Genomic DNA, 25,742 nt, shown 5'->3' with positions numbered 1-25,742 from the left:
TATTTTTACTTAAATACCTTATAGTAATCTTTAGGGATATTATTAACAATTGCGGAATTGTTAAAATGATGCGTTTTGTTTAAATTTACCGCCAACATTAATTCATTAAAATATAAAAATGTCAGATAAAGCAATTCTTGAATACGATGGCAAGAGATATGAATTTCCAGTAATCAAAGATACTGAGAATGAATTGGCCATCGATATCAAAACATTAAGGTCATCCACAGGGATGATAACCATCGATCCAGGGTTTAAGAATACAGGTTCTTGTGAGAGTGCAATAACTTTTTTGGATGGTGAAAAGGGAATGCTTAGATATAGAGGATATGCGATAGAGGAACTGGCTGAAAAGGCTGATTTTCTTGAGGTTGCCTATTTGTTGATATTTGGTGAATTACCGAACAAAGAACAATTGAATACTTTCCATGAGGATATAAAAGCGGAGTCCCAAGTGGATGAGGAAATGAAGAAGATATTGGATGGTTTTCCAAAATCGGCGCATCCAATGGGGGTTTTGTCATCCTTGACAAGTGCTTTGATCGCTTTTAATCCAACATCGGTGAATATCTCATCTGAAAAGGATATGTACCATTCCATTGTTAAGATTTTGGGTAAATTCCCCGTTTTGGTCGCATGGACCATGCGTAAAAAGAAAGGGTTACCCCTTGATTATGGTGATGACAATTTGGGCTATGTTGAGAATCTTCACAAAATGATGTTCAAAAAGCCGAGTAAAGAATATAAATGCAACAAAATAATAATTGATGCCCTAGATAAATTGTTGATTCTTCATGCGGATCACGAACAGAACTGTTCAACTTCAGCGGTTCGGATTACCGGTTCTTCGCATGCAGGTTTGTTTGTGTCATTATCAGCTGGTATTTCCGCCCTTTGGGGACCTTTGCATGGAGGTGCCAACCAAGCGGTCATAGAAATGTTGGAAGCCATTAAGAACGATGGTGGCGATACCCATAAATATATGGATAAGGCAAAAGACAAAAACGATGAATTTAGATTGATGGGCTTTGGTCACCGTGTGTATAAAAACTTTGACCCAAGGGCAAGGATCATTAAAAAGGCGGCTGATGAAGTCCTTGAGGATTTAGGCATTGTAGATCCTATTTTGGATATAGCCAAGAGTTTAGAGAAAGTAGCCCTGGAAGATCCTTATTTTGTGGAACGGAATCTATACCCCAATGTTGATTTCTACTCAGGAATCATCTATAGGGCTTTGGGTATTCCAAGGGAAATGTTCACCGTGATGTTCGCCATGGGACGACTTCCAGGTTGGATTGCACAATGGAGGGAAATGAGATTGAATCATGAACCTATTGGTAGACCAAGACAGGTTTATATTGGAAAAACATACAGACCTTTTGTTCCTGTGGAACAAAGGTAATCGTACCTTACGTATATAATTATAAACACCCTTTTTCTGGTTGGATAAGGGTGTTTTTTTATGGTCCAAAATTCCGATTTCTTATATTTGCCCAAAATAAAACCATGTTGAATCTTCATATACAAAACGAAACCTCAAAACTTAAGACAGTCGTCTTGGGTACAGCTTTGGAATGTGGGCCAATACCATTACCGGAACAGGCGTATGATCCTAAATCCTTAGAGCATATCCTTGCCGGAACTTATCCCAAAGAAGCGGATATGGTGTTGGAAATGGAAACATTTGCAAAGGTTTTTGAAAAGTATGGAGTGCAGGTTTTTCGCCCAAAAGTCCTGCGTGATTGTAATCAGATATTTTCAAGGGATATTGCCTTTGTTATTGGGGATAAATTAATCAAGGCCAATATTCTTCCTGATCGTGAAGAGGAATTCGAGGCCATACTCCATGTAGTTGATAAAATTGATCCCAAGAATATTTTGTATCCTCCTGAGGAGGTCCATATTGAAGGAGGTGATGTGATGCCGTGGAACGACTATATTTTTATAGGCACCTATACCGGAAAGGATTATCCGGATTATATAACCGCACGGACCAACAAGGCCGGCGTGGAGTATGTCAGGAAAATGTTCCCCAACAAAAAGGTAAAATCCTTTGAGTTGAGAAAATCGATTACAAACCCTAAAGAGAATGCCCTGCATTTGGACTGTTGTTTTCAACCTGTAGGCAATGATAAGGCAATCCTTCATAAGAACGGTTTTTTGGTCGAAGAAGAGTATGAATGGCTGGTGGATTATTTTGGTAAGGAAAATATCTTTGAAATCTCTCCCGAAGAAATGTACCACATGTACTGCAATGTGTTTTCAATCGCTCCCGATGTTGTGGTTTCTGAACGCAACTTCAAACGATTGAATGTATGGCTCAGGGATCAGGGCTTTACTGTAGAGGAAATTCCCTACGCTGAAATCTCAAAACAAGGGGGGTTGCTCCGATGCAGTACCCTACCATTGGTTCGGGAGTAGTGTGTTTATTAACAATTGCATACGATTTTGTGTTTTTAAGTAGCCAATACTAGGTCAAAAAGTTATTTTTGCCGAAATACCCCACGTAAATGATGCAGATTACCAATACCATATTAATGATTCGTCCTGTCAACTTCAGGATGAATGAACAAACCGCCGTGAACAACTATTTCATGGAAGAAATGGATTTGAGAAATCAGGCGATCAATGTGAAGGCACAATCGGAATTTGATGTTTTTGTAAACGCCCTGCGAAACAAAGGTGTAGAGGTAATTGTAATCGATGATACTAAGGAGTTCGATACTCCGGATTCTGTTTTTCCTAATAACTGGATATCCTTCCATGAAAATGGAACCGTTGTTATCTATCCGATGTTCGCCGAAAACCGAAGGAATGAACGTAGGGAGGATATTTTGGATATCCTAGAGGATAAGGGATTCAAGATTAAGGATGTTGTGGATTATACGTCCGCAGAGGAGCAAGGTGTCTTTCTGGAAGGTACCGGTAGCATTCTGATGGATAGGATGAACCAGAAGGTGTATTGTGCCTTGTCAGATAGGGCCCATGAGGATTTGATTATTGAATTCTGTGAGGACTTTGATTGTTTTCCGGTCATCTTTACGGCCAATCAAACCGTTGATGGCCAGCGTTTACCGATTTACCATACCAATGTAATGATGGCCATGGGTGAGGATTTTGCGGTCATTTGTGTGGATACGATCGATGATAAGAAGGAGCGTAAAAGTGTTGTCGCGCATTTAAAAAAGGATGGAAAGGAACTGATTAAGATCACCGAAGCACAAATGCATCAATTTGCAGGAAATATGCTTGAGGTGCGGGGAGCTGATGATAAACGTTTTCTGGTGATGAGTTCAGCAGCCTATAACAGTCTTGATCCCAATCAACTGGCACAAATCGAAAAACGTTGTGAAATAATCCATAGTCCTTTGGATACCATTGAGACGTGCGGCGGTGGCAGTGCCCGTTGTATGATGGCCGAGGTATTCCTGCCAAAGGAGTGATACCGCAAAGGCCTGATCATTGCTTTCTTAAAACGTTCCTTAGGAAAATTCCCGTCATCACTACCATGAATAAGGCAAAGGGTAAGGATGTTATTATCAGTACTTTTTGCACTACGATAAGAATATCGATTTCAGGTTTTGAACTACTGAGCCATAATAAGGCCATGATTGCTAAGAGAATAAAAACCGACCATAGTAGCCTATGGCTTTTTGCGGGTGTTTTCCTTCCTTGATCAGTGAACATACTAAGTACAAAAACCGCGGAATCCAACGAAGTCACCAAAAAACCTATCAATAGGAAAAGAGTAATGATATTGAGTGCGCTGGCCATGGGGTAATTTCCGAAAAAGACAAACAGGGAAGAAAACACACTATCGAATTCACTATGGTATCCCCCCCAACCCTCAATCAATTGAAAAGCCGAAGTGCCAAATACCGAAAACCAGAAAAAAGTACCGATACTGGGAACCAGTAGTACACCCAATACCATTTGGCGTAATGTTCTGCCTTTTGAGATACGTGCAATGAAAATACCCGTAAAAGGGGCCCAGGCCAACCAAAACGCCCAGTAATAAAAAGTCCAATCCGTAAGAAAGGCCATGCCGGGATCGTATGGCCCGTAGGCGAGGCTCATAGGTAAAAAGTCAATAAGGTACTGTATGGTGGCCTTTGAGAAAGCACCCAAAATCGCGGTCATATCACTGGTGAAGAAGATGTACAGTAAAAGGGAAAGGGCAACAAGGATGTTGATCTGGGATATAACTTTGATTCCTTTGTTCACCCCCTGCCATGCAGAGTAAAAAGCCAATAAGGAAATGAATACGGCCAGTAGCAACATGGCTCCCAGACCAAAATCATTTCCGGTTAAATGGTTGATGCCTCCTTTTATTTGGGCGGTTCCCAAGGCTATTGCTGCAATAAGGCCGAAAACCGTAGTGAGAATGGTTATAATGTCAATCCCATTTCGGGCCAATGGGTTGGTGATGGAATCCTCAATGGAGGCACTGACCCTGACTTTCTTTTTTTTGACGAACAATGCATACCCGATGACCATGGCAAAGAGGCCATAAAACGCCCAGGCCGTAAAGCCCCATTGGTAAAATGTGAATTCCAAGGCCAGGATATCCGGTGATAGGGTAGAGGAATAGGGTGGGTGTTGTTGCATGAATACGGGTTCTTGAACGGCACGCAAAAGAATACCTGCACCCATTCCGGCACTATAGAGCATGGCTATCCATGACCAGGAAGAGTATTCCGGTCTTGAGTCCGTTGAGCCGAGCCTTATCCTCCCAATAGGGGAAAGTGCTATCGCAAATAGAAATAAGACACATCCCAATCCCAAATACAAATAAAAATAGCCAAAGTAGTTACGAACCCATAGCGAGGCCGATTCGATAGCATTATAGCTGAATTCCGTAGCGAACAGCACAATCCCCGAAAACAGGAGTAAAAGGGCCAAAGAAACGGAAAGTAAAGGATTTGTCTTAAGTAGTTTGAATATTTCGATAGGTTTGGATATTTTATGTTTTGGTGATATTTCGAATCATTCCGCCAAAGATAAAGTAATGAAAGGGTACAATACTATACCAGTACAAACGGCCCTTTAATCCTCGCGGTCGAAAGGTGGCCGTTTGGTGTAGTATATTGTTTTCATCGATTTTAAATTCGAGCCAAGCCTCGCCGGGTAATTTCATTTCGGCAAAAAGCAATAACCGTTTGGCCTTTTTGTCGGCTAAAAGAACCCTCCAAAAATCCAAGGCATCACCCGGAAAAATCTTATCAGGATGGGTTCGCCCCCTTCTTAGCCCAACCCCACCATTCAACTTGTCAAGAAATCCCCTGATCTTCCACAGCCAGTTGCCGTAATACCATCCGTTTTCGCCCCCTATTTTCCATATGTTGTCCAAAACGGCCTCTACATCGGTGACCTTCCTTTTTTGTTCGTCTTTTAGGATACCATACTTAGGGACCTGTATGTATTTTTCAAGATTTTTTTGAAAACGTCCGCTGACCATACTATCCTTCCAGCTGCTGATGACCAAATTCTGTTCGATTTTTTTAAAGGCCATGCCAATCGCTTCTTTATAGCTATGGGTTTTGATTCCCAATATATCCTGCAACCTTTGGTCTTTGGCAATGACTTCCATCTTCATGCTATCTACAAGATTAATGGCCAATTTGTAAGAGGTCGATGTAACGAAATACAACCAATAAGAAGATAATTTCGGGGTCATAATGGGTACGGTAACAATCCAGTTTTTAAATCCGCGGGACTTTGCATACTGATGCAGCATCTCTTTATAGGTGAATACATCAGGTCCGCCAATATCAAAGGAATCGTTATAGGTCTTCTCATTGCCGATAACCCCGGTTAAAAAACGTATAACATCCCTAATGGCAATGGGTTGGGTTTTGGTCAATACCCATTTTGGGGTGATCATAAAAGGTAATTTCTCGCATAGGTCCCGTATTATCTCAAAGGAAGAACTGCCCGATCCCACAATAATGCCGGCTCTAAGAACGGTTAGGTTGAAATGGCCCTTATATAGGATGTCCTCTACGTTTTTACGTGAACTCAAATGCTTCGACAGCTTCTCTTCATTGACAATCCCGCTTAAATAAATAACTTGTTTTACATTGGTCCCGGCCATATATTGATTAAAGGTTAAGGCCGATTGGGCTTCCTTTTTATCAAAATCCGATGTGGATGAGCTCATGGAATGAATGAGATAATAGGCGATATCGATATCTTTGGGAAGTATGTCGGGTGAAAATTCACTTAAGAAATCCAGTTCGATTACTTGTACTTGGGATTTGGTCCAATCATCGATAGACAAACGGTTTTTATCCCTGACCGCACAGATGATTTCATGATCCAACGCCAGAAGTTGGGGTAATAATCGCATTCCTATATATCCATTGGCACCAGTGAGCAGTATTTTCATAAGTCCTCTATTGAAGTGGGTTTGTTATCGGTTTTGTAATCCAGAATCTTTTTAAAGAACTTTTGAATGGCCTTGGTATCCGAACGTACTTTTATAAAGTAATTGTCTCTGTATATCGTATACATGGCCATATCACCTTTGTAAATCACCAATTTATAAAAGGGGATAACCAAGGCATAGGACTCCAGTAAGGAACGGAACCGTACAATGATTCCTTTGGGCCGTAATTCGATATTGCAACAGTCAATATTGTTATCTAGGATGAGTAAATTCCTGATTTGCATACTGGCGGCCGTAATGAATAATTTTGGGGATCCAATACCACCCAAGGCCCATCGTTCTTTTAAGGTAAAGGGCTTTCCGACTTCCGCATCGACCTTTCTCGTAATCTCAATACGACTGTAGGAAACATTCAATAACATATTGTCTCTTTTTCATTAGCTGTACTAAAGTTAGCCAAATCCAGATGATTTAGGAATGGCTATATCATTAAAGCCTAAAAAATGTTTAGTTTTGCAGCTTAAAATCAATAAGTAATGAATATTCAAGAAGTCCTGTCAGCTAAGGTCAAAGAAGCCATTTTCACAATCTTTAACGTGGAACTGCCTACTGTTGAATTTCAGCCTACCCGAAAAGATTTTGAAGGGGATGTCACCGTTGTCGTATTTCCCATGCTTCGTTTTGTAAAGGGGAATCCCGAACTCATCGGGAAGCAAGTGGGGGAATTTCTGCAGGAAAATGTAGAAGAGGTATCTGGTTTTAATGTGGTCAAGGGTTTTTTGAACATCGTGATCAGCGACAGCTATTATCTTGGGTTTTTCAATAAAATAAAAGGGGAACGTGATTTTGGGTATGTGCCCGAAACCGGTAATGAGGCGGTGATGGTAGAATATTCTTCCCCCAATACCAATAAACCATTGCATTTGGGCCATATCAGGAACAATTTATTAGGGTATTCGGTTGCTGAAATCCTTAAGGCCTCTGGGAAAAAGGTGTATAAGACCCAAATCATCAATGACAGGGGTATCCATATCTGTAAAAGTATGTTGGCCTGGCAGCGATTTGGTAATGGGGAAACACCGGCAAGTTCTGGATTGAAGGGGGATAAGCTGGTAGGTAATTATTATGTGGCATTCGATAAGGCTTACAAAGCTGAGGTTGCCGAAATGATTGCTGGGGGTGTTGAAAAGGAAGTTGCGGAAAAAGAAGCTCCGCTTTTAAAAGAGGCCCAGGAAATGCTTCGAAAGTGGGAGGCTGGGGATGATGAGGTAGTTACCCTATGGAAAAGGATGAACGGTTGGGTGTACAAAGGTTTTGAGGAAACCTATAAAAATCTTGGGGTCGATTTTGACCAGTTGTATTTTGAAAGTGATACCTATCTGTTAGGGAAGGATGTGGTTGCCGACGGATTGGAAAAAGGGGTTTTCTATAAAAAAGAGGATGGAAGCGTTTGGATCGATCTTACCGAGGAAGGGTTGGATGAAAAAATAGTATTGCGTTCCGATGGTACAGCGGTTTACATGACCCAGGATATCGGCACCGCAATTCAACGGGTCAAGGATTATCCTGATGTTACGGGAATGGTTTATACGGTCGGGAATGAGCAAGACTATCATTTTAAAGTACTGTTCTTGATCCTGAAAAAATTAGGTTTTTCATGGGCTGGGCGATTGCATCATCTTAGTTATGGAATGGTCGATTTGCCCAGTGGTAAAATGAAAAGTAGGGAAGGTACGGTAGTCGATGCCGATGATCTTATGGATGATATGTCCCAGACGGCAGCAACGATATCTGAGGAATTGGGTAAGTTGGAGGAATATACGGATGCCGAAAAACAGGTATTGTATCAAATGATCGGATTGGGGGCCTTGAAATATTATATTTTAAAGGTAGATCCCAAGAAACGTATTTTGTTCAATCCTGAGGAGTCTGTCGATTTTCAAGGGAATACGGGTCCGTTTATCCAATACACATATGCAAGGATACAGTCGATCTTACGAAAGGCGAATGAAATCGATAATGTTTGGTCTAGTACCGTGGATACTTCCATGCCATTGCATTTAAAAGAAAAGGAACTTTTGAAGCAGATACAATTGTTTCCAGAGACCATTCAATTGGCGGCTGAGAACTATAGTCCAGCCTTGATTGCCAATTATACCTATGATTTGGTGAGGGAATTTAATTCGTTCTATCAGCAGGTTTCGATATTGGGGGAATCCGATGCCCAGAAAAAAATACGTAGGGTACAGTTGTCCAAAAAAGTGGGAGAGGTGATTCAATCCGCATTTTTGTTATTGGGGATACAGGTTCCTGAACGCATGTAAATGGTAGGGGTCATTGATTTAATGATTTCAGTAGACGATATCTTTCCACTGGTATGTTTAGCTTTGTTGTTGGGCTACTTTTTGTACATCGTTTATTATACCCTAGATCTTTTCTTCCTGAATCCCTTTCAAAAAATACCGGCATTGACATCACAGGAAGAACAATTGATTGCCTCGCACTTGCCTTTTTACGATCACCTATCGCTATCCAAAAAAAGAAAGTTCAAAAAAAGGATCGTTCGATTTCGGAAACGTAAGCGGATAGACTTTCATGAGGATGTCCAAGAAAGGGATAAAATCACCTTATTGTTAAGTGCTACCGCTGTGATGCTGACTTTGGGTATGGCTGATTTTCTCATCCTATCCATAAAAAGAATCATCGTTTACCCCACCCAATATTATTCCCGAATAACAAAGCAGGACCATTATGGGGAGTATAATCCAGGATTAAAGACGATTGTTTTTTCCGCGGATCACTTATTGGAAGGATTTCGTATTCCAAACGATAATAGGAATTTGGCCGTACATGAGTTTTCCCATGCGATCAGTTTTAATGTGGCCAACAAACTATACATTCGTTCTTATGTCTTTCTTATCGGAATGAAAAAAATCAAATGGTTGTTCAAAAATCCTGAATTCAATCGAAGAATGGGGCAATCCGGTTATTTCAGGGCATATGGTAAAACAAATGTCCATGAATTTTTCGCGGTGGCGGTGGAAAATTTTGTGGAAACCCCTGCTGCATTCGAAGCCCAATTCCCAAGATTATATCGAATCATTAAACGGATGCTTAATTTCGGGTTTTATCGGATGCCCCATTAGCATTGGTTTTTTAAGTTATTGCCATGGGCCTGTTTTTAAAACTTAACCCTAAAGCTGATATTGGGGGTCAGTCCTAAAGAAATACTTTCCACAGTTTCAATTTCATCATTGTCATTAATGCGGTAATACCGATTGAGGATGTTTCTCCTATTGGTGAAATTCAAGACAGAGGCACCAGCGGTTGCTTTTATCCTAGGGGATAAGCTAAAATCATAAATAGCCGAGGCATCGGCCCTTAGGTATTGGTCCAAACGACTACTGTTCGGTTCTTCGAAGATGATCCTACTGGGAACAAAGGATGCGTCGACCGGATTATTGCCGTCTGGTTTCGTATAGGGTTTCCCCGTTCTGTAATTTAACCCTATTCCGAATTTGAAACGGTTATAGGTGTAGTTGCCCGCAAAGGTAACGGTGTGTCGAATATCCGAATTGTTCGGGAAGGTTTGTGGGACTATCTCCTGGAACGTATAATCATTCACATTAAAACCGTAACTCAACCAGGCACTATAATCCTTTGTTTTTTTGTTGATCAGGAATTCCAAACCTTTGACCGTGTAATTGCCGATTTCCCCATTGAACTCCCCCTCACTCTGAAACCCTTGGGTGCGGGCACTAATACCATCAACTTGCTTGTAAAATCCTTCAATGCCTACATAAAGGCTATGGTGGTCGTAATTTAAACCGAAAGAACCTTGTTTGCTTTTGGTAATGGGTAGGGGTAACAAGGGGTTATCGGGATCCGCGATATACCAACGACGTTTTTCAATCCCCAAGAAATTTTGTTCCAGGTCAACCACCTGATGGGTGGTTTGGTTTTTAAATTCGCCTTGCAGTTCCATTTTTAAGTGGTCAATAAACTCATAATTGACATTGAGTCTCGGTTCAATTCGAAACTCACTGAAGGTATTTAGGTTTTCAATATAACTAAAGCGGGGACCTCCACGTACGTAGAGCCTTCCATTGGGCGATTTGTACTCCAGTTCTGAGAAAAGGGCATGCGTTCTCATGACACCTTTGATTTTGTTGCTGTATGGCGGTTGGGTCACATCGGAAAAGTTCAATACGCCCGTTTCCGTTATTTGGTAACCATTGAGCCAATTTAAGGCATCCCTTAGTTTATAGGAGGTCTTCAGTTTCAAGGCTGTCTCGATAACTTCGTTTTCTTGGGAAAGTAATTGGGGTGAATTTACCGTTGTATTCTCCGAATCCAAATTGTAGCGTGTGTAATATGCATTTATTTTTGTGGAGAAAACATCGCTCCATTCACTTTCCAAACTCCCTCCAAAAGAAAGATTGGTCTGGTTTAAACGACTTTGGGTCTCACTTGGGGCGGTTAGGTTCTGTTCGTTATAATACAGGTGGTTGTTGATGTTTATAAAGCTTACCCTGATTTTATGGAGGGGATTCAAGTCGTATAAAAGTTTGGCCGTGAAATCGTAAAAGTAAAAATCCTCGTTTCTTTTGATCTCGTCATTTTGGCTTGATCCACTTTTAATTTGACTGTCCTGGAAGGCCCGGTCAAAAAAACTCGTGTAGGTCGGTGTATCAAAAAAGTCGGTCAATGATCGCCTGGCCGAAAACTGGAACGCAGTGTTTGGGGATAAGGGGATTTCACCATACACATCGCCATTGATCAGATTAAAACCGGCCCCGCCATAAAAATCACCGGTAATGTCATTCTTGGTCTCTATATCCAAGACGCCACTTACGCCATCTCCATATTGGGCACTTGTGCCATTCTTAATTACCGTAACCTTGTCGGTAAGGTATGGGTTGAATGCGGAAATTAGTCCGAAAAAGTGGCCCGACTGGTACATCTTTATTCCGTCCCAAAGAATAAGGTTTTGGTCATTCGTGCCCCCTCGGATATTGATGTTCGACACGGTTTCATCAATACTTTTTATGCCTGGTAGGGCTTGTATGGTCTGTAATACATCAGGTTCTATGAGTCCGGGAAGAATCCCAAAATCAGCTGTGGTCAACCGAATACTGGCATCGATTTCCTTGCTTAGGCCCGTGGTCAAAAATTGGTATACGATAACCTCATCAAGCGCCTCGTAGTTGAGGTCCAGTAATAGGGTCTTGCACGGATTGTGCCTTGCTAATTCCTGGGCAGGGATAAACTTGGGTTTAAAACCAATATGTTTTATCTGCAAAATGGAATTTCGGGGTATGTTTTCCAGTAAAAATTGCCCTTGGCTATCGGTAATGGTGGCAATGTCAGTGCCTAGGACCTCAACAGAGGTACCCGTTACGGTATTCTCTTTGTAATTGTCCATGACCGTTGCGCATACATCGACCGTAGTACTTTTTGAAAGGGTGTAATACCGTTCATTGAGTTTTTGGATTTTTAATTGGGCCTGGTCCTGAATATTTTCGATAATGCTTTGGAGGTCTTTGGAAGAAGTGATGGATACCGATAAATTCTGGATATCCCCATCGATATAGGAGAATTTAACATCGAATTTTTTTTCAAGATCTTGTAATAAGACGATAAGGTTTGTGGTGTCGGCAATCTTGTCCTGGGCCATTATCTTCGGGGTCGAAAAAAACAATAGCAGACCTGTGAAAAATATAAAAAGTGGTTTATGGTGTGCTTTCAGCATAGAATAACACTTTTTTCCCATCTAATTTAAACTTTAGTTGGGAAGGTACACTTATACTTTGTAACGCCAAATCCGTATTTGTGTTGCTAAAAGTGCCGGTGAATAGTTTGCCCAAATCAATATTCTGGGTTTCCACCTGTATATCGTGCTGTCTTTGAAATTCGGCCAAGACATATTTTAGGGGTATACTTTTAAAAGTACTTTCCTTGTTTAGCCAAGAAGGGGTTGATGATTTAGGGGTTTCCGAAGCGATTATATCGCCATCGACAACCATAAAAGAGGTCCCGGCCGGTAATTTGGTTTCCTTACCATTATAAGTTACGCCCACCAATCCCTCGAAACAGGTTACCTCGAAAAAGCCGTTGCGATTTTCAACATTGAATTGGGTGCCCAAAACGGCCACTGTCCCGTGGTCCGTGGCAACCGTGAATCGTTTGCCCTTGGCCACTTCGAAAAATGCTTCCCCTTTTAAGGTTACATTTCGATTTTTGTCCCATTTTTTTGGGTTGAACGAAATTTCGGAATCGGCATTCAAAATGATTTTGGAGGAATCGGGTAGTGTCACCTCCTCATTTTGGGCATATTGGGTAGAGAAACTTTCGTTCAGGGTGTTTAAATAGAAATAAGAGCCGATCATGATGATGATTACCGCGGCGACAACTTGCAGGAACCTTCTGAACGGTTTCAATTGAACCACTTTCGATTCATGCAAGGTTCTCTTGTTCTTAACAGCCTTTAAGGCGTTCTCCATATCGAAATCCGGACCTTTCAAAGTGTCCGAAGCCTCAATAATACGCTGGTAAGAGGCGTACTCGTCAGATTCTTTGAATGCGGCGAGCTCCTCTTCTGTCAGTTCGTTATTGAGCCATTTAGCCAAGTAATTCTCTTGCATGATTTCTTCCTTTACTTTAGTATAACAATCAAGGGTATAAAAACCCTACTTTGTGTGGGGGCCATAAACCGTCGATTGGTAATCGACATTCCCAGAACACCTATTTCCTATATGGTGTAATTCAATTTGTGCCATTGAGCGCCAACACCCGATCCCCTTAAATCCCTTCGATTTGTTCCCTCAAGGATTTCAATGCCAAATGCATCCGTTTTTCGATGGCCTTTATACTGACCCCCTCCATTTCGGCTATTTCCGCATACTTTTTTCCGTCAATCCTATTCAATAAAAAGGTGGTGCGTTGATTTTCAGGCAACCCATTCAATGCGGCGTCCAACTTTTTCCTGAACTCATTTTCCTCCATGACATATTCAGGGGTCTCATGATTAGTCGTATTCACCCGATCCGCATACTTCAATCGTACTTTTTCTGCTTTTAGGACATTGAGGTAAAGGTTGTTCGCAATCGTATATACATAGGCTCTTGCCTTAGTGGGCGTAACCTTGGAACAGTTCTCCCAAAGTCGTGCAAAAGCTTCCTGCACAGCATCATAGGCTTTTTCCTCGTTGCCGAATTTATAATATATGTAATTAAAAACCGTTTTGGAATTTGCCCTGAAGAGGTTACTGTAAACCTCATCCTCACATACGTTATCCTTGATTTCTTTTTTCAAAACATGGGTTTGTATCAAAGATATTTGAAAAAAATGAATAAATGGGGTAGGGTATTTTTTAAGTGGGTTGTTTCAAAGAGGTACGAACAAAAAATACCAAATCGTTATGAAAAAGTTTTTTAGTTACACATTATACTTGGGCCTACTGGTAATGGTGTTAAGCTTTACTTCGTGTCAGGAGGAATTTGAAGCCCTGCCTGAAGAAGGGGCCCAAACAGAATCGATTACGGCAAATTCCTCAACCGCAAAATTAATTGAGGATACCTGTTCCAATGATGGGTCTTTTGATAATATCGTGGATGAGTCCAGTTGTTTCAATATCAATTTCCCTTATACGGTAAAATTGGATGGTGTTGAATTGGTCGTTAACGGGAAGGAAGATCTTGAGGTTATCGAAGAGGTTTTTGATGCTTTGGAGGATGACGAGGATATTCTTGATATCATTTTTCCAGTGACCATTACCATGGCAGACTATGCCGAAATTACCATAAACGGTATCGATGACCTACGGGAAATGGCGCAGCAATGCAAGGAAGGTGGTGAGGATGACGATATTGAATGTATCGATTTTGTTTACCCGATAACCCTTTACACTTTTGATCTTAACAATGAGACCACCGGGAATATCGCTGTAGCGGATGATAGGGGGCTTCGTCGTTTTTTCGCAGGATTGGATAAGGATAATTTGATAGGGATTGATTTTCCCATTACCCTAAAACTCTATGATGGGACTGATATTAAGGTGAACTCCAATGCAGAGTTGGCCAATGCCATTGAAAATGCCAAGGAATTATGTGATGAGGATGATGACAATGACTATAATGATGATGATTTTGACCAAGAAGGTTTAGAGGAATATTTAATCGAATGTCCTTTATTGGTCAAAGAGGTAAAGCGGAACGATCAATCGCAAACCGAACAATACTTAGACTATGTAATGGACTTTAAAGACGATGGTTCAGTAACGGTTAAGGACAGGGAAGGGAACGACATGACAGGTGCTTGGAGCACTAGGGAAACTGAATTTGGATTGCTTCTTAAATTGGATTTTGATACGCTGGTCGATTTTAATATGGAATGGTTCTTATATGATCAGGGAGAAGGAATGGTTAAGCTATATGTAAGTGATGGAAATAGGATAGTCCTGAAAAGTGGATGCGATATAATAAACGAAGACCCGGATACACTGAGCGGAGCACTAAGGGAATGTAGCTGGATCATTAAGAAGGTTTATAATGATGGACAGGAAATCAAGCGACTCTTGGGGTTTGAATTGAATTTTGAGGCTGAAGGGGTTGTAACGCTTAGTAATAACGATGTTGTTTCTGAAGGAACATGGGAAATCACTACCAATGCACAAGGTCGTTTGGTAATGGCCGTGACCATGGGTGATGAAGAAGCTGTAAGTTTTGAATGGCCGTTATCCCATTTAGGAAATGACCGGTTGAAGTTTGAGATAGCGGAAACCGATTATGAACTGATTCTCGAAAGAAACTGTGATAACGATGATGATGATGAGGATGTAACCTGGATTAGGGGATTGTTCAATGATTCACAGTGGGAAATGGCATTGTTCTCCCAAAATGAAGATCCACTTACTGAAGCTTTTGATGGATTTACCTATGAATTCAATGAGGATGGAACTATATCGGTCCTTGATCAAGATTTGGTAGCGATCAGTGTAGGTAACTGGTATGTGTACCGAAACAGTGATGGTAAATTGGAAATGATCGTTCGTTTTGGTTCTGAAAGTAATTTCTATCCGCTAGGGAATGATTATCTCATCGTTGAGGTAGAGGAAAACAGATTGGAGTTGAAGCATGGGAATGATTATGGGGGCTATGATCATTTGGTTTTCGAGAAAAAATAATTTCAAGAAAATCACGATGTCTTTGTGCATTGGGGTCTCTATTTTACGAAGTGTCACGAACAAAGTTCGGCTTTAGAAATCGGACATAATGATTATTATAATGGGGATAGTGGTTCCGATTATTTGACTTTTATAAAACCATACTCTTTTTTGCCCCACAATTTTTTGGAAAAGCACTCATTTGATATGGGTGCTTTTTTATTTTAATATTCAATGATCCAGGTAGTCAACGATTTGTGAAATACTGAACAATCGACTATTGTTATCAACACTCCCTTGCCTAGGGGCGCTATATTTCTTTACTTTGCAATCCTCCGCTAATAAGGAAAGCATATGTTTGATAATTTAAGCGAAAAGTTAGATAAGGCCCTCCACGTTCTTAAGGGACATGGGCAGATTACCGAAATTAATGTTGCAGAGACCACCAAGGAAGTCCGTCGGGCTTTATTGGATGCCGATGTCAATTTTAAGATAGCCAAGGAATTTACCAATAGGGTAAAGGAGAAAGCCTTGGGCCAAGATGTACTGACGACCTTACAGCCAGGCCAGTTAATGGTCAAGATCGTCAAGGATGAGCTTACCCAGCTAATGGGGGGTGAAACGGAAGGTATCAATCTTTCAGGGACACCATCGATTATATTAATGTCAGGTCTTCAAGGTTCGGGTAAAACCACTTTCTCCGGTAAGTTGGCGAATTACCTTAATACCAAAAAAGGCAAAAAACCATTGTTGGTAGCCTGTGATGTTTATCGTCCTGCAGCGATTGATCAGTTGCATGTGGTGGGTGACCAAATTGGAATCGAGGTATATTCGGATCGTGAAAACAACGATCCTGTGGCCATTGCCCAGGCAGGTGTGGCCCATGCGAAAGCAAATGGTCATAATGTGGTCATAATTGATACAGCAGGACGTTTGGCTGTTGATGAGAAGATGATGGCCGAGATATCGAACATCCGTGATGCGATAAAACCGCAGGAAACGTTGTTCGTGGTAGATGCCATGACAGGTCAGGATGCCGTGAATACGGCTAAGGCATTTAATGATGTCTTGAATTTCGATGGGGTGATCTTAACCAAATTGGATGGTGATACCCGAGGTGGTGCCGCCATTTCGATTAAATCCGTAGTGGATAAACCCATTAAGTTTATTGGTACAGGGGAAAAGATGGAAGCAATCGATGTTTTCCATCCTTCGCGAATGGCCGATCGTATCTTGGGTATGGGGGATGTTATTTCCTTGGTCGAAAGGGCCCAGGAACAATTTGATGAGGAGGAAGCCCGAAAAATCCAAAAGAAAATCGCCAAGAATAAATTTGGTTTCGATGATTTCCTCAACCAGATCCAACAGATCAAAAAAATGGGAAACATCAAAGACCTTATGGGTATGATTCCCGGAGCGGGAAAGGCCTTGAAGGGATTGGATATCGATGATGATGCCTTTAAGCATATAGAGGCGATCATCCATTCGATGACCCCAGACGAACGTTCTACCCCTTCAAAATTAAACGCGAGTAGAAAGAAGCGTATTGCCAAAGGCAGTGGTCGAACCATTCAGGAAGTCAATCAACTTTTAAAGCAGTTCGACCAAATGAGTAAAATGATGAAAATGATGCAAGGTGGTGGCGGTAAGAAAATGATGCAAATGATGGGAGGAATGAAAGGGATGAAGCCTTAACAGTGGGCAGTGGAGAGTGAGCAGTGAAAGTTTATAAAGAGTGAGTTTTAAAAAAAAGAAAGCCAGGAAATTGGCAAACTAATAGGGTACATGATTAACAATACTGGCAAGTTTGCAGTATAAATACAGCAAACTGCCTCTGCCAACTTAAATACTATGGAAATTCTAGACGGGAAGAAAATCTCAAACCAAATCAAGGATGAAATTGCGGCCGAGGTCGCCAAAATGAAGGAAAATGGGGAGAAAGTCCCTCATTTGGCTGCCATTATCGTCGGTAATGATGGGGCGAGTCTCACGTATGTAGGCAGTAAAGTGCGTTCATGCAAACGGGTCGGTTTTGAATCCACACTGGTTCAAATGCCAAGTACGACTTCGGAAGTCGAGTTGTTGAAAAAGATAAAGGAGCTGAATAAGAATACGGATATCGATGGTTTTATCGTGCAATTACCATTGCCCGACCAAATTGATACCCAAAAGGTGATTATGGCCATTGACCCGGATAAGGATGTCGATGGTTTCCATCCTACCAACTTTGGTAAAATGGCATTGGATATGAGCACCTTCATTCCGGCTACCCCTTTCGGTATATTGGAATTGCTCGAACGTTATGGCGTTGAGACCCAAGGAAAGCATACCGTCGTAATCGGCAGAAGCCATATTGTTGGGCGTCCCATGAGTATTTTAATGGGACGTAAAGGGTTTCCTGGGAACTCTACGGTAACCCTTACCCATAGTAGAACCAAGAATATCACCCAGATAACTTCCCAGGCCGATATCATTATCTCTGCCTTGGGAGTACCCAAATTCCTTAAAGCCGAAATGGTTAAGGACGATGTAGTGATAATCGATGTGGGGATTACACGTGTGCCCGATGACACCAAGGAAAAGGGATATTACATTACAGGGGATGTCGATTTTGAGCATGTGAGTAAAAAGGCTTCCTACATAACACCGGTACCTGGTGGGGTAGGTCCCATGACCATAGCCATGCTGATGAAAAACACCTTATTGGCCCGCGAAAGGCATAGAAGTAGAAAGTAAAAAACTGGGCCTCATTTATTTGAGGCTTTTTTTTTGCTGTTTTTTTGTAGTTATATCTGTAACAAATTATTACTTTAAACCACTTATTGTAAAACTAAATCAAATTAAAGAACAATATGAGAAAAATGGGTTTGCTAAAATACTCATCTGCCTTGGCTATAATTTTTGCTGTAGGATGTAAAGGTGAAGCAGAAAAAATGACGGATAAGAAAGAACTTGTTTCCGGTGTTTATAAAGAGTTTATGGATACCTCCGTAAATCCCGGGGATAATTTTACGGCTTATGTAAATGGTACTTGGATAAAGAACACCGAAATACCAGCGGATAAAGCATCCTACGGAATCGGTTACATCCTTCACGAAGAGTCTGAGGATAATGTCAAGAAAATTATCGAGGAATCGGCATCAGGCGATTTCGAACAGGGCTCTGACGAGCAGAAAGTTGGTGGACTCTACCAATCGTATATGGATATGGAAACCCGAAATAAATTGGGGGTTACTCCCCTTGCCGATGAGTTTTCCAAAATAGAGGGCATCAAAGATTACGATGAACTGGCCACCTATTTTGCCTATGGCAATAAGTACGGAATTAACGTACCTATGTCCCTTTTTGTGTACCAAGACTTTAAAGATCCAACCATATATACGGTATATACATGGCAATCCGGTTTGGGTTTGCCTGATCGGGATTATTATTTAAAGGACGATGAACGATCCAAAGAAATAAAGGCCAAATATGTCGCACATATTGAAAAAATGTTCGGATTGGCCAATTTGCCCAATGGGGCATCGGCCGCTAAGACGGTGATGGCTTTGGAAACCAAAATTGCCAGCAAACAACTGGAAAAGGAAAAAACCAGGGATTTGGTCAGTTTGTACAATATGCTCCCGGTTGATACCTTGTCGAATATCATGCCCAATTTTAATTGGTCGAATTACCTAGAGGAAGCTGGACTTGGGAATCAGGATAAATTAGGGGTTTTGATGTTGGATTACACCAAGGCATTGGATGGAATTATCCAGGATACGGACTTGGATACTTGGAAAACCTATTTGAAGTGGAGTGTTTTGGATGCTAATTCTACGCGATTGACAGAGGCCCTTGATAAACAAAACTGGGAATTTTTCAGTAAAGAACTTAGTGGCACGAAAGAACAACGTCCGCTTTGGAGAAGGGGTGTTTCTACCGTCAATGCGACGCTAGGTGAAGTAGTCGGTAAGGTCTATGTGAAAAAACATTTTCCACCGGAAGCCAAGGCCCGAATGGAAACATTGGTCGACAATCTGTTGAAGGCGTATGAGGTCAGTATCAAGGATTTGGACTGGATGAGCGAGGAAACCAAAAAGGAGGCTTTGGAGAAGTTGAGTAAGTTTACCCCTAAAATCGGGTATCCTGATACATGGAAATCCTACGATTTGGAAATTAAGGCAGATGATCTTTACGGAAACCTAAGACGTTCTACTCTTATGGAATACGAAAGGGAATTGGCAAAATTAGGGCAACCTATTGATAAATCGGAATGGGGAATGACACCACAAACGGTAAACGCCTATTACAATCCCACAATGAATGAGATTGTTTTTCCGGCAGCGATCCTGCAACCACCGTTCTTTGATATGAATGCCGAGGATGCCGTTAATTACGGTTCCATCGGAGCCGTTATCGGACATGAGATCGGTCATGGTTTTGATGATGCGGGTAGTAGTTTCGATGGGGACGGTGCCATGCGGAATTGGTGGACCGAAAGCGATCGGGAGGAATTTAAGAAGCGTACAGGCGCATTGGTAGAGCAGTACAATGGTTTTGAGGTTTTGCCCGATTTGAATGTCAATGGCGAATTTACCCTCGGGGAGAACATTGGTGACCTTGGTGGTTTAAGCATTGCATTGAAAGCCTATAAAATGGCATTGAACGGTGAAGAGTCGCCTGTAATGGATGGATTTACCGGAGAACAACGGGTATTTATCGGATATGCGCAATCCTGGAGGAATAAAGCCAGGGATGAAGCCTTGAGGGTACAAGTGAATACAGACCCCCATTCACCGGCCGAATTTAGGGTCAACGGTGTAGTCAGGAATGTACCTGAATTTTACACAACCTTTAACGTAACGGAAAGCGATTCATTATATCTTGCACCAGAGGAGCGGGTAAAGATTTGGTAAGGAATACCTATAAATAATTCGTAGTGTAAGAAAACCCCAATTGTTGAAATTGGGGTTTTTTAGTATTATGGATTCTCTTGAATGATTCCCGTAGCTGTGCTATCATTGGGTGTCAGCACATCTAGGTCATTGCTGTCATCGTAGTCGCAACTGCTCATTCCAATGATACCTGAAAGGATGAGTCCCACGAGTAATATCTTTTTCATAAGGAGTAATTTTAGTAGGTTTAATTACAAGATTTATGTTATTGCATAACGAAAGAATTGGCGAATTGTTACCCGCCTTCTGTAGGAAGGTTTGATTGATTGACCTTAATTCAGTACCTTTTGTTGAAAATCAACCTGAAATATGAAAAACCCGATACCTTTATCCTTTCTCTTACTCTTTTGTTTATTGGGATGTGAAAACGATCCTAAGAACAACTGTCAAATTGCCGTTTCCTTTGATGAAGCCTTAAATGATCAAAAATTGGATGGCCGTTTGTTATTGATGCTTTCCAATAACGATGAAAAGGAACCCCGTTTCCAAATCAATGACGGACTCGATACCCAATTGATTTTTGGAATGAACGTGGAAGGAATGTCAGCAGGGGAGAACATGGTTTTTGACGATGCTGTTTTTGGATATCCCTATGCGAGTTTGGCTGAGGTGCCCCCAGGGGAGTACAATGTACAGGCCCTGTTGCATGTGTATGAAACCTTTGATCTTTCGACGGGCCATACCGTAAAATTGCCCATGGACAATGGTGAAGGCCAACAATGGAACAAGTCCCCCGGGAATCTATACAGCAAACCTTTTAAGATTACGGTAACGGAAAAAGGCATTCAGGATGTACGTGTGGTTATGGATGAGGTTATTCCGCCTATTGAAGAACCCGCGGATACCGAATGGGTGAAGCATATCAAGGTGAAATCGGAAAAACTGTCTGAATTTTGGGGCAGGGATGTCTATTTGGGCGCCCATGTATTGTTGCCCAAAGGTTTTAATGAGCATCCAGAGGCCAAATATCCTTTAATGGTTTTTCATGGGCATTTCCCCTCAGATTTTGGGGGTTTCAGTACCACACCACCCGATCCCAATATGAAGCCCGAATATTCAGCACGCTTTGATATGGAAGGTTATAATATTGTACAGGCCCAAGAGTCCTATGATTTTTATAAACGATGGAACGAACCTGATTTTCCACGCTTCTTGATTGTAGAGATACAGCATCCAACACCTTATTATGATGATTCCTATGCCGTAAATTCGGCAAGTCAGGGTCCTTATGGCGATGCGATTACCTATGAGTTGATACCGGAGATCGAAAGGCAATTTCGCGGTATGGGGGAAGGTTGGTCCCGTTTTTTATATGGAGGCTCTACGGGAGGTTGGGAAGCCTTGGCCGTACAGGTCAAATATCCGGATGAATATAATGGTTGTTTTGCGGCTTGTCCTGACCCTATTGATTTCAGGGCCTATTGCCTAACCAATATCTATGAGGATGATAATGCGTATTATTATGATAGTGAACACAAAAAATTGGAGGTGCCATCACATCGGAACTATCTAGGGCAAATCCAATCCACATTACGCCAAGGAAATCACTTGGAATTGGTCTTGGGGGATAAATCCCGATCGGGACAACAATGGGATATTTGGGAAGCTACCTATTCACCCCAAGGGGAAGATGGTTATCCTGTGCGCCTTTGGGATAAAATGTCCGGTGATATTGATCATCAGGTAGCGGAATATTGGAAACAGAATTATGACCTGCGGCATATTTTGGAACGCGATTGGGACAAATTGGGAGAGCACCTAAAAGGCAAGATCCATATTTATTGTGGGGACATGGATAACTACTATCTCAATAACGCCGTATATCTTATGGAAGATTTTCTGGAAAGCACCACGGAACCTTATTATGGTGGGGAAGTAGCCTATGGTGATAAGGCGGAACATTGCTGGAATGGGGATCCTAGCCAACCCAATGCCATAAGTCGTATGCGGTATAATACCATGTATGTTCCGAAAATCATGAAACGCATTGCAGAAAGTGCGCCCAAAGGTGCTGATTTGACTTCTTGGCGTTATCAATAGCATATGAAAAACAAGTCGAATAGCGTCGCATGGGGAGTTTTCGTGGTTATGGCCGTGAGTATTGGGTTGTATCCCATATTGTATTTTGTCATAGGAAGGGATTTTGGACTTTTGCCGGCTAAGGGCGAACAATTACTGAACAATACTTTTTGGAATATTGGATTCTATGGACATATTGTTTTTGGCGGGGTGGCCCTGTTGATAGGATGGATACAATTCAGTGAAAAGATCAGGAACACCTATATGAGGTTGCACAGGAGTATTGGAAAGCTCTATGTTGTCTCTGTTTTGGTCAGTGGGGTATGTGCTGGTTATATTTCGCTTTATGCGACGGGAGGGTGGATAAGTACCTTGGGTTTTATGGGTTTGGCAATTATTTGGGTGCTAACGACTGTAAATGCATATCGTGCCGTTAGAAATAAGGATATGGAGCTACACAAAGGGCTTATGATCTATAGCTATGCAGCGACCTTTGCTGCTGTTACCCTTCGTATTTGGTTGCCTCTTTTACATTTCGTTTTTGATGATTATGTTGTAGCCTACCGGTTGGTGGCCTGGTTGTGTTGGGTGCCCAATATGGTATTCGCCTACCTTTGGATCAGAAGGCGGGGTTTGATCATCGGTTGAAGTACTGGGGCGTTTATCCGTTTGTGCATTGTTGGTTGCGTTTTAGGGGTGCATTTTAACTGCATTTCCTTATCTTGTATGCGCTTATTTTAAACAACCATACCATGTTAGGAATCAAAAAAAATCTAATAGCACCCTTTTTTATTTTGGTGGGCATCCTCTGTAGTAACGCGCAATCGGGAAAAGTATACGACAACCTTACCATGGACAGTAAAATCTTAAAAAGTGAACGGAAATATGCCGTTTATTTACCTCCGGACTATCAAACCTCGGAACGCAGTTATCCGGTATTGTACTTATTGCATGGTGCAGGGGACGATCAAACGGGGTGGGTGCAGTTCGGTGAGCTATTGCGTATTACCGATAACGCCATAAAAGACGGTACGGCCACGCCCATGATTATTGTTATGCCAGATGCCAATACCGGTAAAAGGGGGTATTTTAACCAAGGTGCGGATTGGCGTTATGAGGATTTCTTTTTTGAGGAACTCATGCCTTACGTTGAGGGGAAATATAGGATAAAGGGAGAGAAAAGATATCGGGCCGTAGCCGGACTTTCAATGGGGGGAGGTGGTTCTTTTATGTATGCCCTGCATCACCCAGAACTGTTTTCCTCGGCTTGTCCCTTGAGTGCTTATGTCGGTCCTTTGACCATGGAGGAGCAAAGAAAACGGTATGCTGTCATCTCAGAAGAATACACCGATGGGGAAGTCGTTGCGTATTACAAAAAACACAATGCCTTGAACCTAATGGAAAGTGTCCCCGTTGCGGATATAAAGTCCGTTCGTTGGTATATAGATTGTGGGGATGATGATTTCCTCTACGAAGGAAATAGTTTGATGCATATCGCTATGCGAAAGAAAGAGATTCCCCATGAGTATCGGGTAAGGGAAGGGCATCATAGTTGGACGTATTGGCGGGAATCCTTACCCGCGGTATTGGAGTTTGTATCACAGGCATTCCATCAATATTAATTCGGTACTATGAACAAGAAAAGATTATTGGTACAGGTATTTGCGGCAATCTTGCTTTATGTGGTTATATCGCTGGTCCTTGAAAAGGATTATTCACAGGCCATTGTTATTAGGGAAATCTTGGAGGGCATGGTCTTTGGTCTCTTATATGGGGTATTTATTTGGTTTAGGGAGAAATCGAAAAAAAAGAAACAATGATTTCTTTGGGTATTTATACTGGGATAAATAAGGGGTAAATGACTCATTTGTAATTGGATAAGACTCGGTTATTTAGCGAACAATTGCCCCGTATCCTTAAAGGCCTTGAATTCCAATGCATTTCCGGCCGGATCTAAAAAGAATAGGGTGGCCTGTTCCCCAGGAAGTCCCTTAAACCGTATATAGGGTTCAATAACAAATTCCACCCCTTTGGATTTTAAATCCTTGGCAAAGCTTTCAAAAGTTTCCCAAGGTAAGACTACGCCATAATGGGGGACAGGGACATTCTTCCCGTCTACGGCATTCGTATGTAATACGGCTTCGGATTTAGGTTTATAGTGAATGACCAATTGGTGGCCAAAAAGATTGAAATCTACCCAGTGTTCACTGCTGCGTCCTTCCTTACAATTCAATACTTCACCGTAAAATTTACGGCATTCGGCCAAATTGTGGACGGGGATGGCAATGTGGAAAGGAGCTATATCGTGCATGAGCAAAAGTTTTGGCTTTAATGGGATTCCTTTTGAAGGATCATCATAAGATTAAAACTACCTTTTTTCTAGGACTTTAAAAAATCCATGATTTTTAGGTTTACCTTGTCCTGATGCATACTATGTCCTAAGCCATGGGTTACATACAGATCACTATTCTTCCATTTGGCATGCACTTTTTCCGAAGCGATAAAAGGTGCGATCGGGTCTTCCTTATCATGGATAACCAGCCCCTTTTTTGATAAATGGCCTTTAAATTTTGAAGTGGAAAAGTCACGGATTCCAAATCCGTAATTATCCTGAAGGTACTCATCCAAACCTACATATACCGTATCATTGAACCTCAGTAGTCTTTGGTAATGGTCCATAATGTCTTCCAAATCGGAAGGAGCCCCGATGGTAACTATCTTTTCTATGGTGTCATTGGGGTATTTTTCTTGGTGGTATAAGGTCGTCATACCGCCCATGGAATGTCCAATAACGTACTTTGGTTTAAATTGGTCAACAATAGCTTGCGTGCATTCGGTATACAAGGGTACATTCAATACTTTGCCGGTTGAATATCCTTGGGCAGGACCATCAAATGCAATGATATTAAAGCCTTCTTTCTTTAAGTATGAAATTAAATTTCTCCATCGATACACATTACTTTCCCATCCGTGGATAAGCAGAACCGACTCTTTATTGCCCTTCCATTGATAGGTTTGGAGTTCTACGCCATTCGTTTTGATCCTTTCGCTCTTGGCTTCCTCTAAAAAATCCTGCTGATCTTCACGGACCTTACCTTTTCTTGGGGTACAAAATAAGAAAAAAGCCTTTTCAGCGGCTTTTTTTGTGGAGAAGTAGGATAAGGTGTTAAAATAGGCACCGTAAAAAAGGGGAAGATATTTATTTAGATATTTGCGCATTTATTTTGAGGGATTT

The 25,742-nt window shown here is 41.6% G+C and carries 22 protein-coding genes; 13 read left to right on the top strand and 9 right to left on the bottom strand.

From position 1 onward, the window contains the following. Window positions 1-118 precede the first annotated feature (118 nt). The 3 genes from HPE56_RS10085 (at window position 119) to ctlX (ending at window position 3,443) form a co-directional block, all read left to right on the top strand. Window positions 119-1,402 carry a citrate synthase gene (locus tag HPE56_RS10085; protein ID WP_109649535.1) on the top strand — a complete coding sequence of 428 codons (1,284 nt, stop codon included), beginning with the start codon at window positions 119-121 and terminating at the stop codon, window positions 1,400-1,402. 104 nt (window positions 1,403-1,506) lie between these two features. Beyond that, a complete protein-coding gene (locus tag HPE56_RS10080) occupies window positions 1,507-2,421 on the top strand; it encodes a dimethylarginine dimethylaminohydrolase family protein (RefSeq protein WP_188243650.1) in 915 nt (304 codons plus the stop codon). Window positions 2,422-2,510: 89 nt separating this feature from the next. Next, complete coding sequence (gene ctlX / locus HPE56_RS10075) at window positions 2,511-3,443, top strand: citrulline utilization hydrolase CtlX (protein ID WP_188243649.1); 933 nt, start codon at window positions 2,511-2,513, stop codon at window positions 3,441-3,443. 16 nt (window positions 3,444-3,459) lie between these two features. Here the strand turns inward: ctlX and HPE56_RS10070 are convergent, their stop codons facing one another. From HPE56_RS10070 to HPE56_RS10060, 3 genes are all read right to left on the bottom strand, one after another. Next, entirely contained in the window at window positions 3,460-4,902 is a 1,443-nt protein-coding gene (locus tag HPE56_RS10070) for a BCCT family transporter (RefSeq protein WP_223170270.1), read from the bottom strand. Window positions 4,903-4,963: 61 nt separating this feature from the next. After that, window positions 4,964-6,388: an SDR family oxidoreductase gene (locus tag HPE56_RS10065; protein WP_188243648.1), complete on the bottom strand. Its 1,425-nt coding sequence runs from the start codon at window positions 6,386-6,388 to the stop codon at window positions 4,964-4,966. Next, on the bottom strand, window positions 6,385-6,810 hold the full coding sequence (locus HPE56_RS10060; protein WP_188243647.1) for a hypothetical protein: 426 nt from the start codon (window positions 6,808-6,810) through the stop codon (window positions 6,385-6,387). Before HPE56_RS10060 ends, HPE56_RS10065 begins: the two co-directional genes overlap by 4 nt. A gap of 114 nt (window positions 6,811-6,924) precedes the next feature. Between HPE56_RS10060 and argS the strand changes: the two genes are divergently transcribed. After that, entirely contained in the window at window positions 6,925-8,712 is a 1,788-nt protein-coding gene (gene argS, locus HPE56_RS10055) for an arginine--tRNA ligase (protein WP_188243646.1), read from the top strand. Window positions 8,713-8,856: 144 nt separating this feature from the next. Continuing rightward, window positions 8,857-9,534, top strand: a complete 678-nt coding sequence (locus tag HPE56_RS10050; protein ID WP_188243645.1) for a zinc-dependent peptidase — start codon at window positions 8,857-8,859, stop codon at window positions 9,532-9,534. A gap of 35 nt (window positions 9,535-9,569) precedes the next feature. Here the strand turns inward: HPE56_RS10050 and HPE56_RS10045 are convergent, their stop codons facing one another. The 3 genes from HPE56_RS10045 to HPE56_RS10035 all read right to left on the bottom strand — a co-directional run bounded on the left by HPE56_RS10045 (window position 9,570) and on the right by HPE56_RS10035 (window position 13,702). Continuing rightward, on the bottom strand, window positions 9,570-12,140 hold the full coding sequence (locus HPE56_RS10045; protein WP_188243644.1) for a TonB-dependent receptor: 2,571 nt from the start codon (window positions 12,138-12,140) through the stop codon (window positions 9,570-9,572). Next, on the bottom strand, window positions 12,121-13,032 hold the full coding sequence (locus HPE56_RS10040) for a FecR family protein (protein ID WP_188243643.1): 912 nt from the start codon (window positions 13,030-13,032) through the stop codon (window positions 12,121-12,123). The genes HPE56_RS10045 and HPE56_RS10040 overlap by 20 nt, the downstream gene beginning before the upstream one ends. A gap of 157 nt (window positions 13,033-13,189) precedes the next feature. Next, the gene (locus HPE56_RS10035) at window positions 13,190-13,702 is read right to left on the bottom strand and encodes an RNA polymerase sigma factor (RefSeq protein WP_188243642.1); all 513 of its coding nucleotides are present in this window, start codon (window positions 13,700-13,702) and stop codon (window positions 13,190-13,192) included. Window positions 13,703-13,808: 106 nt separating this feature from the next. Here HPE56_RS10035 and HPE56_RS10030 point away from each other — a divergent pair, with 106 nt between their 5' ends. The 4 genes from HPE56_RS10030 (at window position 13,809) to HPE56_RS10015 (ending at window position 20,449) form a co-directional block, all read left to right on the top strand. After that, the gene (locus HPE56_RS10030; protein ID WP_223170269.1) at window positions 13,809-15,572 is read left to right on the top strand and encodes a hypothetical protein; all 1,764 of its coding nucleotides are present in this window, start codon (window positions 13,809-13,811) and stop codon (window positions 15,570-15,572) included. A 333-nt stretch (window positions 15,573-15,905) separates the two neighbouring features. Further along, window positions 15,906-17,246, top strand: a complete 1,341-nt coding sequence (gene ffh, locus HPE56_RS10025; RefSeq protein ID WP_188243641.1) for a signal recognition particle protein — start codon at window positions 15,906-15,908, stop codon at window positions 17,244-17,246. 156 nt (window positions 17,247-17,402) lie between these two features. Next, entirely contained in the window at window positions 17,403-18,287 is an 885-nt protein-coding gene (locus tag HPE56_RS10020) for a bifunctional 5,10-methylenetetrahydrofolate dehydrogenase/5,10-methenyltetrahydrofolate cyclohydrolase (protein WP_188243640.1), read from the top strand. Between the two features lie 116 nt (window positions 18,288-18,403). Further along, window positions 18,404-20,449: a M13 family metallopeptidase gene (locus HPE56_RS10015; protein WP_188243639.1), complete on the top strand. Its 2,046-nt coding sequence runs from the start codon at window positions 18,404-18,406 to the stop codon at window positions 20,447-20,449. A 65-nt stretch (window positions 20,450-20,514) separates the two neighbouring features. On the opposite strand, the gene HPE56_RS10010 is transcribed toward HPE56_RS10015, so the two are convergent. Continuing rightward, complete coding sequence (locus HPE56_RS10010) at window positions 20,515-20,655, bottom strand: hypothetical protein (protein WP_188243638.1); 141 nt, start codon at window positions 20,653-20,655, stop codon at window positions 20,515-20,517. Between the two features lie 142 nt (window positions 20,656-20,797). Between HPE56_RS10010 and HPE56_RS10005 the strand changes: the two genes are divergently transcribed. From HPE56_RS10005 to HPE56_RS09990, 4 genes are all read left to right on the top strand, one after another. Further along, on the top strand, window positions 20,798-22,528 hold the full coding sequence (locus tag HPE56_RS10005; protein WP_188243637.1) for an alpha/beta hydrolase-fold protein: 1,731 nt from the start codon (window positions 20,798-20,800) through the stop codon (window positions 22,526-22,528). Between the two features lie 3 nt (window positions 22,529-22,531). Next, entirely contained in the window at window positions 22,532-23,155 is a 624-nt protein-coding gene (locus HPE56_RS10000) for a DUF2306 domain-containing protein (protein WP_188243636.1), read from the top strand. Between the two features lie 104 nt (window positions 23,156-23,259). Next, window positions 23,260-24,129: an alpha/beta hydrolase gene (locus tag HPE56_RS09995; protein ID WP_223170268.1), complete on the top strand. Its 870-nt coding sequence runs from the start codon at window positions 23,260-23,262 to the stop codon at window positions 24,127-24,129. A 9-nt stretch (window positions 24,130-24,138) separates the two neighbouring features. Continuing rightward, complete coding sequence (locus tag HPE56_RS09990) at window positions 24,139-24,327, top strand: hypothetical protein (RefSeq protein ID WP_188243635.1); 189 nt, start codon at window positions 24,139-24,141, stop codon at window positions 24,325-24,327. Window positions 24,328-24,395: 68 nt separating this feature from the next. Here HPE56_RS09990 and HPE56_RS09985 read toward each other — a convergent pair whose 3' ends face one another. Both HPE56_RS09985 and HPE56_RS09980 read right to left on the bottom strand, forming a co-directional pair. After that, entirely contained in the window at window positions 24,396-24,818 is a 423-nt protein-coding gene (locus tag HPE56_RS09985) for a VOC family protein (protein WP_188243634.1), read from the bottom strand. 68 nt (window positions 24,819-24,886) lie between these two features. Next, a complete protein-coding gene (locus tag HPE56_RS09980) occupies window positions 24,887-25,726 on the bottom strand; it encodes an alpha/beta fold hydrolase (RefSeq protein WP_188243633.1) in 840 nt (279 codons plus the stop codon). Between the last annotated feature and the right edge of the window lie 16 nt (window positions 25,727-25,742).

The sequence above is a fragment of the Maribacter aquimaris genome (assembly GCF_014596745.1).
Taxonomy (GTDB): domain Bacteria; phylum Bacteroidota; class Bacteroidia; order Flavobacteriales; family Flavobacteriaceae; genus Maribacter_A; species Maribacter_A aquimaris.
This window is presented reverse-complemented; position numbering and strand designations above follow the sequence as displayed.